This is a genomic window from Rhizobium redzepovicii, from assembly GCF_019793435.1.
GTDB classification, from domain to species: domain Bacteria; phylum Pseudomonadota; class Alphaproteobacteria; order Rhizobiales; family Rhizobiaceae; genus Rhizobium; species Rhizobium redzepovicii.
Map to the genome: position 1 here is coordinate 35,985 of NZ_JAILYH010000005.1, position 13,033 is coordinate 49,017.

A 13,033-nucleotide genomic window follows, 5' to 3' on the forward strand; every position below is an offset into this window, starting at 1 on the left:
TCTTGAGATCAGTACACGCGAGCCTTCGGCTCGATCTTGTACGGATCGATGCCTTCGGCGATCAGCTGGGTGTGAACCGGGCGGTAGTCGAGCTTGACGTCGCCTGCTTCGCCGACCCAGGCGAGCGTGTGCTTGCGCCAATTGACGTCGTCGCGGCCGGCAAATGCACCCTCGGTATAATCCTCGCGGGCATGCGAACCGCGGCTCTCCTTGCGGGCCTCGGCGCCGTAGATCGTCGTGATGGCGTTGGCCATGAGGTTCTGCAGCTCCAGCGTCTCCACAAGATCCGAGTTCCAGATCATCGAGCGGTCGGTAACCTTGATATCACGCATTTCCTGCCAGATCGCCGAGATGCGCCGGCAGCCGGATTCCAGCGATTCCTGGGTGCGGAAGACGGCCGCGTCTTCCTGCATGGCGCGCTGCATTTTCTCGCGCAGTTCCGCCGTTGGCGTGGCGCCGCTGGCGTGGCGCAGCCCGTCGAAACGGTCCATGATCTTGTCGCAGGCTGCGACATTGAGATGTGGGATCGGCGCGGCGCGGTCGATCACTTCGCCGGCGCGGATCGCCGCGGCGCGGCCGAAGACCACGAGGTCGATCAGCGAGTTGGAGCCGAGGCGGTTGGCGCCGTGCACCGACGCGCAGCCGGCTTCACCGACGGCCATCAGCCCGGGGATGATCCGTTCCGGATTGGCGCCGTCGGCGTTCAGCACCTCGCCCCAATAATTGGTGGGAATGCCGCCCATATTGTAATGAACCGTCGGCAGGACCGGGATCGGCTCGCGGGTGACGTCGACGCCGGCAAAGATCTTGGCGCTCTCGGAGATCCCCGGCAGCCGCTCGTGCAGCACGGCCGGATCGAGATGGTCGAGATGCAGGAAGATGTGGTCCTTGTTCTTGCCGACGCCGCGGCCTTCGCGGATCTCCAGCGTCATGCAGCGCGAAACGACGTCACGCGAGGCAAGGTCCTTGGCCGACGGCGCGTAGCGCTCCATGAAGCGTTCGCCCTCGGAGTTGACCAGATAACCGCCTTCGCCGCGTGCGCCTTCGGTGATCAGACAGCCCGAACCGTAGATGCCGGTCGGGTGGAACTGCACGAATTCCATGTCCTGCAACGGCAGGCCCGCGCGCGCCACCATGCCGCCGCCGTCGCCGGTGCAGGTATGGGCTGAGGTTGCCGAGAAATAGGCGCGGCCGTAGCCGCCGGTCGCCAGCACCACCATCTTGGCAGCGAAGCGATGGATCGTGCCGTCATCGAGGCACCAGGCGACAACGCCGGTGCAGCGGCTGCCGTCTTCCGACATGATCAGGTCGAGCGCGAAATACTCGATGAAGAATTCGGCGTTGTGGCGCAGCGACTGGCCGTAGAGCGTGTGCAGGATGGCGTGGCCGGTGCGGTCGGCAACGGCGCAGGTGCGCTGCACCGGCGGGCCTTCGCCGTAATTCTGCATATGGCCGCCAAACGGGCGCTGGTAGATCTTGCCTTCCTCGTTGCGCGAGAACGGCACGCCGTAATGCTCGAGCTCATAGACCGCCTTCGGCGCTTCCATGGTCAGATACTGCATGGCGTCGACGTCGCCGAGCCAGTCGGACCCCTTGACGGTGTCGTAGAGATGCCACTGCCAGCTGTCGGGCGTCATGTTGCGCAGCGAGGCGGCAATCCCGCCCTGCGCCGCGACCGTGTGCGAGCGGGTCGGGAACACCTTGGTGATGCAGGCCGTGCGGAAACCCTGCTCGGCCATCCCCAGCGTGGCGCGCAAGCCGGCGCCGCCGGCGCCGACGACGATCACGTCGTAGGAGTGATCGACATATTTGTAGGCCTTGCCGTTCTGGGCGGGTGAAGTCGGTGCCATATCGAGCTTATCCTACGAATGCGATTTTCAGAATGGCGAAGAGACAGAGGCCGGCGATCAGGATCGCAAAGAAGGTGTTCAGCATCAGAAGAGCGATCTTGCCGAACTCGCCGTGCACGTAATCCTCGATGATCACCTGCATGCCGAGCTTCATGTGGATGACGCCTGAAATCACCATAAGTCCCATGACGACCGCGACGAAGGGGTTCGACAAGGCGCGAACCACATCCGCATACGGCGCGCCTGCATAGGCGATCATGAAGAAGAGGAAGAAAAGGATGAGTGGAACATTGGCGACGGCCGTCAGACGCTGGCGCCAGAAATGGTCCGTGCCGTCCTTGGCGGAGCCGAGCCCGCGAACCTTGCCGAGGGGGGTGCGCATATCCATGAGAGGACCTTCAGAAGCGAATGAGGAAGCCGATCACCCAGACCAGCACGGTCAGACAGAGCGACCCGATGATGTTGGCAATGGCGAGCTTGGTCGAGAATTCCTTCCCGAAGCCGTAGCCGAGATCCCACATGAAGTGGCGGAAGCCGCCGAGCATGTGGTGCAGCAGCGCCCAGGTATAGCCGAGCAGCACGAGCTTGCCGAGAAGGCTGCCGAGCACCCAGTTGGCCCAGTCGTAGGAGCCTTGGCCGCTTGCCGCTGCGATCAGCCACCAGGCGACGAGCAGCGTCCCGACATACAGCGCGCCACCGGTAATGCGGTGGACGATGGACATGACCATGGTGGGAATAGGTTTGTAGATTTGCAAATGCGGCGACAGGGGCCGGTTATTTGTCACGTTCGCCATCAGAACCTCGCGGCGGCTTCTCTGCGCTCCCGGATTTCGGAGCATGCTCAGTCAACCACACGATGACGTATTCTCTGTGTGCGTTGCATCAATTGCGACGTTTAATCACCGGAAACGCCGACGACAAGCACAATCGCTGTCTTGCCTTAATTTAATCGATTGGGGTTACCACGAAATTTGCAGGCTAACGAAACTGGTGTTTCCGGCTCAATAATTGGGCCGTTCTCCCGAGCTGCATGGACAAGCTGCCGCTTTTGGCGCAATCTGGCGTTAACGATTTGTTAACGATCGGAATTCCGGAGGCCGGCGTCCATGTTTCGCAGTCTATGCGCAGTCACCCTGCTTGCACTCGCCGCGCTTGCCGCACTGCCCGCCGCTGCCGGCGAGCGCCGTGTTGATCATCGCTTCACCGACCGTCGCTTTCCCGATCAACGCTTCCTTGCCCATCGCCACGCCCTTCACAACGGATTGTTTCTCGGCGAACGGGCAAGCTGGCGCGATCGCGGCATCCGTTTCGACAACAGCTATGGCCGCCGGCACGGCAGAGAGCGGATGCCGTTCTTGAAGCAGTTTTCGTCGGCGGCAACAGATCGGGTGACCCGCGGCAGCCTCATCGTCGTCTTGCCTCAGGCACGGGTTGAGGACGGCGGCGATAACTATGCCGGCTCTTCCTATGTCTATCAGGTCGATGGCGGAACCTATGTCGGCGGCGCCGGCTACGGTTTCTATCCCGCGCCGCGGCCCGAGCCGCTGGCCCCGAAGGCAAAGGTCATCGACGTCGCCGTCCAGGACGACCCTTGCACCTACGAGGCCAATGTCTGCGTCATCCGGCCTTAGAACACGATGATTTTAGGCCCTGTCGGCCTAAAATCTGAATCCTGTTCTAAATTAAAGGGTTAGAGCATGATATCGCCCGAAAACCGCTCACACTTTTCGGCATCATACTCTGGATTCGGCTGAGCCGGGACCGAACCGCCACACCGTCGTCTTCTTGATTTCGCTGTCTTCGAGCGCCCGCGTCACCGGCACCTCGTAAACCGCGCAGAATTCCAGCCGGTCCCGAGGCAGGTAGCTGCGGCCGGGATCGCCGACCAGAACCAGCTTGCCCTCCACCGCCAGCCGCGACAGCCAGGGAATGAGCGCATCGGCAAACGCGCGGTCGTAGAAGACGTCGCCGGCAAGCACGATATCCGCATCGACGGGTTTGCCGATCAGATCGGTGCCGTTAAACCCCAGCGCAACGCCATTGGTCTCGGCATTCAACCGGATCGCGCTCTCCGTCCAGGGATCGATATCGGCGGCCGTTACCTCCAGGGCACCGGCCATCGCAGCCGCAATGCCGACGAGGCCGCAACCGCTGGCGAAATCCAGCACGCGCTTGCCGCGCACCATCTCCGGATGATCGAGGACGTAGCGCGCCAGTCCCTGGCCGCCCGCCCAGGCAAAAGCCCAGAAGGGCGGCGGCAGGCCGGTCGCCTCCAGCTCCTCCTCCGTCTTCAGCCAGAGCTCATGCGCTTCGCTGGCCAGATGCAGCGAGATCTCCGGCACATGCGGCGGCGCCATCACGCTGGTATTGGCGCGGATGAAGGCTTCCGGATCGGTCTTCAACGCGGCGGATTGTCCAGCCCGCCCATGCGGCAGACTTCGGCCCATTCGTCATCCGTCACCGGCTGCACGGAAAGCCGCATGGAGGTGACGAGCGACATCTTGGCAAGCTTCTCGCTCGCCTTGACGTCCTTCAACGTCACCGGCTTCGGCATGTCCATGACGGCGCGAATGTGGACGCAATCCCACTTCGGATCGCCCTTGGCGGTGGAATCGGGCTGCGACAGGGCTGAGACTTCGACGATCCCGACAATCTCCAGCCCGTCATTGGAGTGGTAGAAGAAGCCCTTGTCGCCGATCTGCATCGCCCGCATGTTGTTGCGCGCCAGATAGTTGCGAACGCCGGTCCATTCCGTGCCCTTTTCGCCGGCGGCCTTCTGCTGCTCCCAGGACCAGGAGGCAGGTTCTGATTTATAGAGCCAGTGCGCCATGCCTCACGCCTCCGGCTTGTTGAATACCCAGTTGTAGGCCTTCACCTCGACGCTTTCGAACAAGCCGGCCTTGGCATAAGGGTCGGCATCGGCAAGCGCCCGCGCCGCCTCCTTTGTCTCAGCTTCGACGATAATCAGGCTGCCGCAGGCCTTACCCTCATCATCGAGAAACGGGCCGGCGATCTTCAGCGTGCCCTCGGCGTTCAGCCCGTTCAGATACTCAAGATGAGGCGGCCGTGTTTCCATGCGCACTTTCAGATGGCCCGGCTTGTCCTTGCAGAGAAGGGCGAAAAGCATGTCTGTCTCCTATTCGGTGGTAATGGGGCGCGTCATCAGCTGCTCGATCGCTTCTGCTATGTCGAGCCTGCCGTCGATGATGGCGGAAACGGCGTCGGTGATCGGCATGCTGACTGCAAGCTCCGCGGCAAGCCGCGAGGCGACGGAGGCGGCAAGCGCGCCTTCCACCAGCGCGCCCTGCAGCGGATCGACCTTTTCGCCGCGCCCGAGCGCGATGCCGAAGCGAAGGTTTCGCGATTGATGGCTGGTTGCCGTCAGCACCAGATCGCCGAGACCGGAAAGCCCGCGCACCGTATCGGCCTGACCGCCCTTGGCGACGACGAAGCGCGACATTTCCGCAAGCCCACGCGCAATCAGCGCCGCACGGGCGGAATCGCCGATGCCGCCGCCTTCGACGATGCCGCAGGCGATCGCCAGCACATTCTTCAATGCGCCGCCGAGCTGCACGCCGATGCGGTCGCTGGAGGCATAAAGCCGGAAGGTCCGGCCTGATATCGCCTGGGCGAGCCGCTCGGCGATCTGCATATCCTCAGCCGCAATCGCCATCGCGGTCGGCAGGCCCTTGGCGATATCGGCGGCAAAACCCGGGCCGGAAAGCACGGCGACGGCATGGTCCGGCAGTTCCCGTTCCAGCATGTCGGTCAGAAGATTACCGGTCGCCCGCTCGATGCCCTTGGCGCAGGTGACGACGATGGCATCCTTGGCGAGATAGGGGCCGTATTGCCGGGCCGCATCGGCCTGCGCCTGCGACGGCATGGCAAAAAGCACGATGGAGGCGCCGGCGATTGCCTCCGGCTCGGCGGCAAATTCCAGCGTATCGGGAAGAGATATGCCAGGCAGCACCGCGTCATGCAGCCGTTCGGCCTTCAGATCTGAAATCAGCGACGGATTGCGCCCGACAAGCGTCACCGCGCTGCGGCCGGCAAGGGCGATGACGGCGGCGAGCGCCGTTCCGAAAGCTCCCGATCCGACGACGGCGATATTTTCGCTCATGCCTTGGCCCCTCTCTTGCCGAAACCGATCAGCGTTTCCGCATTGGAATCGAGCGGCCAGCGCGAACGCGGCTGGACGTCGAGCGAATCCGGCGCAACGCCCGTCGCCATGCGCTCCAGTCCCGCCCAGGCGATCATCACCGCATTGTCGGTGCAGAGGTGCAGCGGCGGCGCAATGAAGCGGAAGCCATTTTTATCACAGAGCGCCTGCAGCGTGCCGCGCAGTTCGAGATTGGCGGCGACACCGCCGGCAACGACGAGAGCGGGCTTCTCATCGATCGCAGCAAATTCCGTCTTGAACCGCTGCAAGCCGCGGCCGATGCGATCCTTCAACGTCCGCGAAATCGCTTTCTGGAACGAGGCGCAGATATCGGCCACATCCTGATCGCTGAGCGGGGCGATATCCTGTGCCGCCTGCCGCACCGCCGTCTTCAAGCCGGAGAAGGAGAAATCGAGCCGCGCCTCGCCGACCAGCGGCCGCGGAAAGGCGAAGCGGTCGGGATTGCCGTCCCGCGCCATCCGTTCCACCGCCGGACCGCCGGGATAGGGCAGACCGAGCAGCTTTGCCGTCTTGTCGAAAGCCTCGCCGAGCGCATCGTCGATCGTCGTGCCCCAGCGCTGATACTCGCCGACGCCGCGCACCAGGATAAGCTGGGTATGGCCGCCGGAGACGAGCAGCATCAGATAGGGAAAGGCAAGTCCGTCGGTCAGCCGCGCCGTCAGCGCATGGCCTTCGAGATGGTTGACCGCATAGAGCGGTTTGCCGGCGGCCCTCGCGATCGCCTTGCCGGTCATCAATCCGACCAGCAGCCCGCCGATCAGCCCCGGCCCGGACGTCGCCGCGATGGCGTCGACTTCATCAAGCGACACATTGGCGCGGTCCAGCGCCTCCTCGATCAGCTCGTCCAGCGCCTCGACATGGGCGCGCGCCGCAATCTCGGGCACCACGCCGCCATAAGCGCTATGCTCGTCGAGCTGGGACAGCACCACGTCGGAGAGCACGTTGGCATTTCCCTCCGCATCGCGCTCGACGACCGCCGCCGCGGTCTCGTCGCAGCTCGTTTCGATGCCAAGGATGCGCAGAAAGGGAACCATGAGGCCTGTTCGTTGATTGCGATGGGATGGAAACCCGTTTACGAGAACTCCGGTAACAACGGAACTGAGCGGATGCAAACAAAACCTTTCCGGATCGGCACGCGGGGCAGCCCGCTGGCGCTTGCCCAGGCGCATGAGGCCCGCGACAGGCTGATGGCGGCGCATCATCTGCCCGAGGAGATGTTCGAGATCGTCGTGCTGACGACCAAGGGCGACCGCATCACCGACCGGTCGCTGGCCGAGATCGGCGGCAAGGGCCTTTTCACCGAGGAGCTCGAACAGCAGCTTGTATCCGGCGAGCTGGATTTCGCCGTGCACTCCGCCAAGGACATGCCGACGACACTGCCCGAAGGCCTCTATCTCTCTGCCTATCTGCCGCGCGAAGATATCCGCGACGCCGTCATCGGCCGCACCGCGCCCAAACTGATCGACCTGCCGCATGGCGCTACCGTCGGCTCGTCGTCGCTACGCCGCCAGGCGCTGATCCGCCGCATGCGGCCGGATATCAATGTCGTGACCTTCCGCGGCCTGGTGGAAACACGCCTGCGCAAGCTCGAAGAGGGCCAGGTCGACGCGACCTTGCTGGCGCTTGCTGGCCTGAAACGCCTGGGCAAGGTCGAGGTTCTCACAGATATTCTCGACCCCGACACCTTCCCGCCGGCGCCGGCGCAGGGGGCGATCTGCCTCGAAAGCCGTATCGGCGACACTCAGATCGACGATCTGTTGGCGCCGGTCAACGATGCCGCGACCTTCGACACCGTCTCCTGCGAACGCGCCTTCCTCGCCGCGCTCGACGGCTCCTGCCGCACGCCGATCGGCGGTTATGCCGTCTGCGAAGGCGATCTGATCCGCTTCTCCGGCCTCATCATCACCCCCGACGGCCGCAGCCAGCATGCGGTGACGACCGACGGCCACCGCCGCGATGCGGCCGCACTCGGCACCCGCGCCGGCCAGGACGTGCGCGCAAGGGCCGGCAGCGCCTTTTTCGACGACTGGCACTGACGCGGCCATGCGCGTGCTCGTCACCCGCCCCGCGCATTCGGCTGAGAAAACCGCACAACGTCTGCGCGACATGGGCCACGAGCCGCTGCTGCTGCCAATACGCCAGCCGGCGCACGACAGCGCCGCAGCCGCAGCCGCGCTTGCAAGAACCAGCGGCGCGATCGCCGTGACCAGCGCCGAAGCCGTCAGGGTCATCTCCGTTCTCGGCGAACAACTCCGTCCGCATCTTGCCCGCCCGCTTTTCGCGGTTGGAGAGACAACGGCCAAGGCAGCGCGCGGCCTCGGCTTCCGATCGGTCGCGTCCTCTAGCGGCAACGGCCGCAATCTCGCTGAGCTCGTCGCCGCGCAGGCGGCAGACGGCCTGCTCTACCTTGCCGGCACGCCGCGTGCGGAAACGTTCGAAGCCGGATTGCGCCAGCTCGGCATCGGCTTTTCCGTCGCCGAATGTTACCGCATGCAGCCTGTCGCCCCTGGCCCGGCCGAGATCGAGGCTATCTTCGCAGGCACGCCGCCGCAGGCCGTTCTCTTCTATTCCCGGCAGACAGCTGACGATTTTTTTGGCGTGGCGGAACTTCGCTCGGCCCTGTCGGTAGGAAGCGGAATCCGCCTTCTCTGCCTCAGCGAGGCCGTCGCGCAGGCTGTCCCGGCGGCGCTGAAAAAAAATGCGGCGATTGCGCCGATGCCGGATGAGAAAAGTCTTTTGTCGCTGCTTTGAATGCTTTAGCCGCCCAAATTTGATCTAACCTCTTCCCTTAATTGGCATCACTGTCTAGTTTCGTTGCAATGCAGGATAAAGAGGACCTCATGGTATCGGGAAACCCGCCACGCCATTCGAAGAGCGCCGACGAGCCGGTCACGATCGACCTCGAAGCACAGGATTTCGCCTCTGCAGCCGATACCGAAAAGCCGGTTGAGAATGATGTCGGCAACGCCGACAACAGCTCCGCCGATGCCGGCGTGACGCCCGAAACCGAGGCTGCGCCGCAGTTCGAACAGGGACGGGCCGAGCAGGAGCAACCCGAACACGAACAAGCCGAACAAGAGGACCAGCCTGCAACGGACGTTCCGGAGGAGGAACCGGCAGCCCCGGAGCCTGCCTTCGCGCCTCCTCCCGAGCAGCCGCGCCGCGCCGCCACCTCCGGCCTGATCGCCGCCGGCATCTTCGGCGGCCTGGTGGCGCTGCTTGGCGCCGGCGCCATTCAATATGCCGGCTATCTCCCGGGTTCCTCCGAGCCGCAGGCGACATCGCCTGACATCGCCGATCTTTCCGGGGAGATCGATGGCTTGAAGCAGACGCTCGCGAATCTTGCCGCCAATCCAGCGAGTACAGATGACGGCGCGCTTGAAAAGCGCATCGCCGCGCTGGAAACGACTGCCAAGGCGCCCGCAGCCGCCGCACCGGCCGATTCGGCAAATGTCGAGGCACTCAACCAGAAGATTGCCGAGCTGACCGGCCAGGTCGACCAGCTGCGCGCCACGCTCGCCCAGTCTTCCGAGCACCAGACGACGAGCGGCGCCGATATCGCCAAGCGTCTCGACGAGGCTGAGAAGAAACTGAACGAGCCGCGCGAGGATGTTGCCGTCGCCCGGGCAATCGCGGCGGCCGCCCTCAAGGCGGCGATCGATCGCGGTGGGCCGTTCCTGGCCGAACTCGATACTTTCGCCGGCGTCGCCCCTGACGATCCCGCCGTTGCCGACCTCCGAGCCTTTGCCGAGACCGGCATTCCCTCGCGCGCGGAACTCATGCGTCAAGTTCCAGATGTTGCCACGGCGATCATAGAAGCCGTCAACCAGCCGGATCCGAACGAGAGCTGGTCGGACCGGTTGATGTCGAGCGCCAAGTCGCTGGTATCAGTCCGTCCCGTCGGCAATATCGAGGGCGACAGCGTCGAAGCCATCGCCGCCCGCATGGAGGACAAAGTGAAGAGCGGCGATCTGCCAGCTGCTTCCGCCGAATGGAACAATCTGCCGGCTCCCGGCAAGCAGGCGTCCGCCGCCTTCAAGCAATCGCTCGAGGCGCGTATCCGCGTCGAGGAACTGGTCGGCGGGGCGCTGTCGAAAGCCGTTTCCGGCACCGGCAAGGAGGGATGAGACCATGCTGATCCGCCTTGTCCTCTTTGCCCTCTTCGTGCTGCTTCTCGCCTATGGCTTCTCCTGGTTCGCCGATCGTCCAGGCGACCTCTCGCTGATCTGGGAGGGTCAGATCTACCAGACCAAGCTAATCGTCGCGGTCAGCGCGATCATCGCTCTTATCGCCGCCGTGATGATCGTCTGGTGGTTCATCCGCCTGGTCTGGACCTCGCCGCATTCGGTGACGCGGTATTTCCGTGCCCGCAAGCGCGACCGCGGTTATCAGGCGTTGTCGACCGGCCTGATCGCCGCCGGCGCCGGCAACGCGCTGCTCGCCCGCAAGATGGCCGCCCGCTCGCGCGGCCTTATCCGCGCCGATCAGGAGCCGCTGATCAACCTGCTCGAGGCCCAGGCGGCCCTGATCGAAGGCCGCCATGACGAGGCGCGCGCCAAATTCGAGGCGATGGCCAACGATCCCGAGACACGCGAACTCGGTCTGCGCGGCCTTTATCTGGAGGCCCGCCGCCTCGGGGCCAACGAGGCCGCCCGTCAATATGCCGAGAAGGCTGCAGACAATGCGCCTTATCTGCCCTGGGCCGCACAGGCGACGCTCGAATATCGCAGCCAGGCCGGCCGATGGGACGATGCGATCCGGCTGCTCGAACAGCAAAAGGCCGCCCGTGTCGTCGAAAAGGGCGACGCCAACCGTCTGCACGCGGTCCTCTTGACGGCGCGCGCCGGCGAAAAGCTGGAAGGCAACCCGACGGGTGCCCGCGACGACGCGCAACAGGCGCTGAAGCTCGCCGCCGATTTCATTCCGGCAGCCCTCATTGCCGCGAAGGCGTTGTTTCGCGAAGGCGGGGTGCGCAGGGCCGCCTCAATCCTCGAACAGGCATGGAAATCGACACCGCATCCCGAAATCGGCCAGGCCTATGTCAGGGCCCGCAGCGGCGATTCCACGCTCGACCGGCTGAAGCGCGCCGAACGGCTGGAGGCGCTGCGCCCGAACAACGTCGAATCCCTTCTCGTCGTCGCCCAGGCCGCACTCGACGCGCAGGAATTCGCCAAGGCCCGCGCCAAGGCGGAAGCGGCAGCCCGCATGCAGCCGCGCGAAGCCGCCTTCCTGCTTTTGGCCGACATCGAAGAGGCCGAAACCGGAGACCAGGGCCGCGTGCGCCACTGGCTGGCCCAGGCACTCAAGGCACCGCGCGATCCGGCCTGGGTCGCTGATGGTTTCGTGTCGGACAAATGGCTGCCGGTATCGCCGGTGACCGGCCACCTCGACGCCTTCGAATGGAAGGCGCCCTTCGGCCAGATCGAGGGTCCGCTCGAAGACGGTTCGACGCCTGCCTCGATCGAAACCGCCCTGAAGACCTTGCCGCCGCTGCGCGACGTCAGGCCGGAAAGCCCGGTCAACGACCATCGGATCATCGAACTGGAACGCGCCGCGACGATCGCCGAGGCTGTGCGCCCGACGCCGGCGCCGGCAAAACCGAAGCCCGTCGAACCCGCCAGCGGCAAAGCGCCTGCACCGGGCGAAGCGAAACCTTTCTTTGGCGGCCTGCCGGATGATCCCGGCGTTCGCGACCCCAGGGTGGACCCGGAACCCAAGACGCGGCTCCGCCTTTTCTGAAATGGAACGAAAACCGCATGTTCGAACGCTTTCAGGCCTTCTTCCAGAAGCTCACAGCCGACCACCCAAAGAAAGGTTTTGCCCCTGACGATCCGCGCATCGCAGTGGCCGCCCTCTGTATGCAGGTCATGGAAGCCGACGGTCAGATCAAAGCCAGCGAGAAGAAGCGGCTGCGCAAGCTGTTGAAGGAGCAATACGCGCTCGACGGCAAGCAGCTGGATGCCCTGATGGCGGCCGGCCTCGAGGCCGAAAGCACCGCCGTCGATTATTATCGCTTCACCGCCGACCTGAAACGCCACCTCAATACCGAGCAACGGCTGGAGCTGATCGGCATTCTCTGGGACATCGTCTATGCCGATGGCGAACGCAGCGAAATGGAGGACCATGTGATCTGGCGTATCGCCGATCTGCTCGGCGTCTCCTCCCGCGAGCGCATCCAGAAGCGGCAGGAAGCGGCCGCCAGGGTGACGGATGTCCGGGTAGCGCAAGATGATAGCGACTGAGCAAAAATCGGACCGCGACGGGCGTCCGATCCTCATCGTCCTGCATCAGGAGCGGTCGAGCCCCGGCCGTGTCGGCCAATTGCTCGTCGAAAAGGGCTATCGTCTCGATATCCGCCGCCCGGTTCTCGGCGAACCGCTGCCGACGACGCTTCAAGACCATGCCGGCGCCGTCGTCTTCGGCGGGCCGATGAGCGCCAATGATCCTGACGACTTCGTCAAGAAGGAGATCGGCTGGATCGACATTCCCTTGCGGGAAAAACGTCCCTATCTCGGTATCTGTCTCGGCGCGCAGATGCTGGTGCGTCATCTCGGCGGCAAGGTCCAGTCGAATGCCGACGGCTCGACGGAGATCGGCTGGTATCCGCTGCGCCCGACCGAGAAGGGCCGCCTGCTGATGCATTGGCCGAAGATGGTCTATCATTTCCACCGCGAAGGCTTCGAGCTGCCGCACGGCGCCGATCTTCTGGCTGAAGGCGACACCTATCCGAACCAGGCCTTCCGCTATGACGGCAACGCCTGGGGCCTGCAGTTCCACGCCGAACTGACCCGGGTGATGATGCATCGCTGGGTGGTGCACGGCGCGCACCGCTTCATCCTGCCGAACGCCCAGCAGGGCCGCGAACACCTCGAAGGCCGCATGCTGTTCGACGCGCCGCTGAAAGCCTGGTTGACCGAATTCCTCGATATCGTCTTCGAAGGCAAACCGGCAAAGGCCGCCTCTTCGATCACACTTCCGGCATAAAGGACTGCGTATCCGCCCT

The 13,033-nt window shown here is 64.2% G+C and carries 15 protein-coding genes; 7 read left to right on the plus strand and 8 right to left on the minus strand.

From position 1 onward, the window contains the following. Positions 1-8 precede the first annotated feature (8 nt). Genes sdhA through sdhC form a run of 3 tightly spaced genes read right to left on the minus strand, consistent with a single transcriptional unit; the run spans position 9 to position 2,644 of the window. Complete coding sequence (sdhA, locus tag K6N12_RS09175; protein WP_097624916.1) at positions 9-1,850, minus strand: succinate dehydrogenase flavoprotein subunit; 1,842 nt, start codon at positions 1,848-1,850, stop codon at positions 9-11. Positions 1,851-1,857: 7 nt separating this feature from the next. Then, positions 1,858-2,238, minus strand: a complete 381-nt coding sequence (gene sdhD / locus K6N12_RS09180) for a succinate dehydrogenase, hydrophobic membrane anchor protein (RefSeq protein ID WP_003567272.1) — start codon at positions 2,236-2,238, stop codon at positions 1,858-1,860. Between the two features lie 10 nt (positions 2,239-2,248). After that, the gene (sdhC, locus tag K6N12_RS09185; RefSeq protein ID WP_012559217.1) at positions 2,249-2,644 is read right to left on the minus strand and encodes a succinate dehydrogenase, cytochrome b556 subunit; all 396 of its coding nucleotides are present in this window, start codon (positions 2,642-2,644) and stop codon (positions 2,249-2,251) included. Between the two features lie 312 nt (positions 2,645-2,956). On the opposite strand from sdhC, the gene K6N12_RS09190 reads away from it, so the two are divergent. After that, positions 2,957-3,481 carry a hypothetical protein gene (locus tag K6N12_RS09190; RefSeq protein ID WP_097624917.1) on the plus strand — a complete coding sequence of 175 codons (525 nt, stop codon included), beginning with the start codon at positions 2,957-2,959 and terminating at the stop codon, positions 3,479-3,481. A 102-nt stretch (positions 3,482-3,583) separates the two neighbouring features. On the opposite strand, the gene K6N12_RS09195 is transcribed toward K6N12_RS09190, so the two are convergent. Genes K6N12_RS09195 through tsaD form a run of 5 tightly spaced genes read right to left on the minus strand, consistent with a single transcriptional unit; the run spans position 3,584 to position 7,064 of the window. After that, the gene (locus K6N12_RS09195; protein ID WP_097624918.1) at positions 3,584-4,252 is read right to left on the minus strand and encodes a class I SAM-dependent methyltransferase; all 669 of its coding nucleotides are present in this window, start codon (positions 4,250-4,252) and stop codon (positions 3,584-3,586) included. Beyond that, a complete protein-coding gene (locus K6N12_RS09200; RefSeq protein ID WP_049733437.1) occupies positions 4,249-4,680 on the minus strand; it encodes an EVE domain-containing protein in 432 nt (143 codons plus the stop codon). The genes K6N12_RS09195 and K6N12_RS09200 overlap by 4 nt, the downstream gene beginning before the upstream one ends. A gap of 3 nt (positions 4,681-4,683) precedes the next feature. Further along, entirely contained in the window at positions 4,684-4,977 is a 294-nt protein-coding gene (locus tag K6N12_RS09205; RefSeq protein WP_097624919.1) for a YciI-like protein, read from the minus strand. A 9-nt stretch (positions 4,978-4,986) separates the two neighbouring features. Beyond that, entirely contained in the window at positions 4,987-5,970 is a 984-nt protein-coding gene (locus K6N12_RS09210; RefSeq protein WP_097624920.1) for an NAD(P)H-dependent glycerol-3-phosphate dehydrogenase, read from the minus strand. Continuing rightward, a complete protein-coding gene (gene tsaD / locus K6N12_RS09215) occupies positions 5,967-7,064 on the minus strand; it encodes a tRNA (adenosine(37)-N6)-threonylcarbamoyltransferase complex transferase subunit TsaD (RefSeq protein WP_097624921.1) in 1,098 nt (365 codons plus the stop codon). Before tsaD ends, K6N12_RS09210 begins: the two co-directional genes overlap by 4 nt. A 72-nt stretch (positions 7,065-7,136) precedes the next feature. Between tsaD and hemC the strand changes: the two genes are divergently transcribed. The 6 genes from hemC (at position 7,137) to K6N12_RS09245 (ending at position 13,014) form a co-directional block, all read left to right on the plus strand. Further along, on the plus strand, positions 7,137-8,066 hold the full coding sequence (gene hemC, locus K6N12_RS09220) for a hydroxymethylbilane synthase (protein ID WP_131710919.1): 930 nt from the start codon (positions 7,137-7,139) through the stop codon (positions 8,064-8,066). Positions 8,067-8,073: 7 nt separating this feature from the next. Next, the gene (locus tag K6N12_RS09225; protein WP_097624923.1) at positions 8,074-8,781 is read left to right on the plus strand and encodes a uroporphyrinogen-III synthase; all 708 of its coding nucleotides are present in this window, start codon (positions 8,074-8,076) and stop codon (positions 8,779-8,781) included. 68 nt (positions 8,782-8,849) lie between these two features. Beyond that, the gene (locus K6N12_RS09230; RefSeq protein ID WP_179867091.1) at positions 8,850-10,157 is read left to right on the plus strand and encodes a COG4223 family protein; all 1,308 of its coding nucleotides are present in this window, start codon (positions 8,850-8,852) and stop codon (positions 10,155-10,157) included. 4 nt (positions 10,158-10,161) lie between these two features. Next, positions 10,162-11,769, plus strand: a complete 1,608-nt coding sequence (locus tag K6N12_RS09235; RefSeq protein WP_097624925.1) for a heme biosynthesis protein HemY — start codon at positions 10,162-10,164, stop codon at positions 11,767-11,769. Positions 11,770-11,786: 17 nt separating this feature from the next. Further along, complete coding sequence (locus K6N12_RS09240; RefSeq protein WP_003589787.1) at positions 11,787-12,272, plus strand: tellurite resistance TerB family protein; 486 nt, start codon at positions 11,787-11,789, stop codon at positions 12,270-12,272. Beyond that, positions 12,259-13,014, plus strand: a complete 756-nt coding sequence (locus K6N12_RS09245) for a glutamine amidotransferase (RefSeq protein ID WP_097624926.1) — start codon at positions 12,259-12,261, stop codon at positions 13,012-13,014. The genes K6N12_RS09240 and K6N12_RS09245 overlap by 14 nt, the downstream gene beginning before the upstream one ends. Positions 13,015-13,033 lie beyond the last annotated feature (19 nt).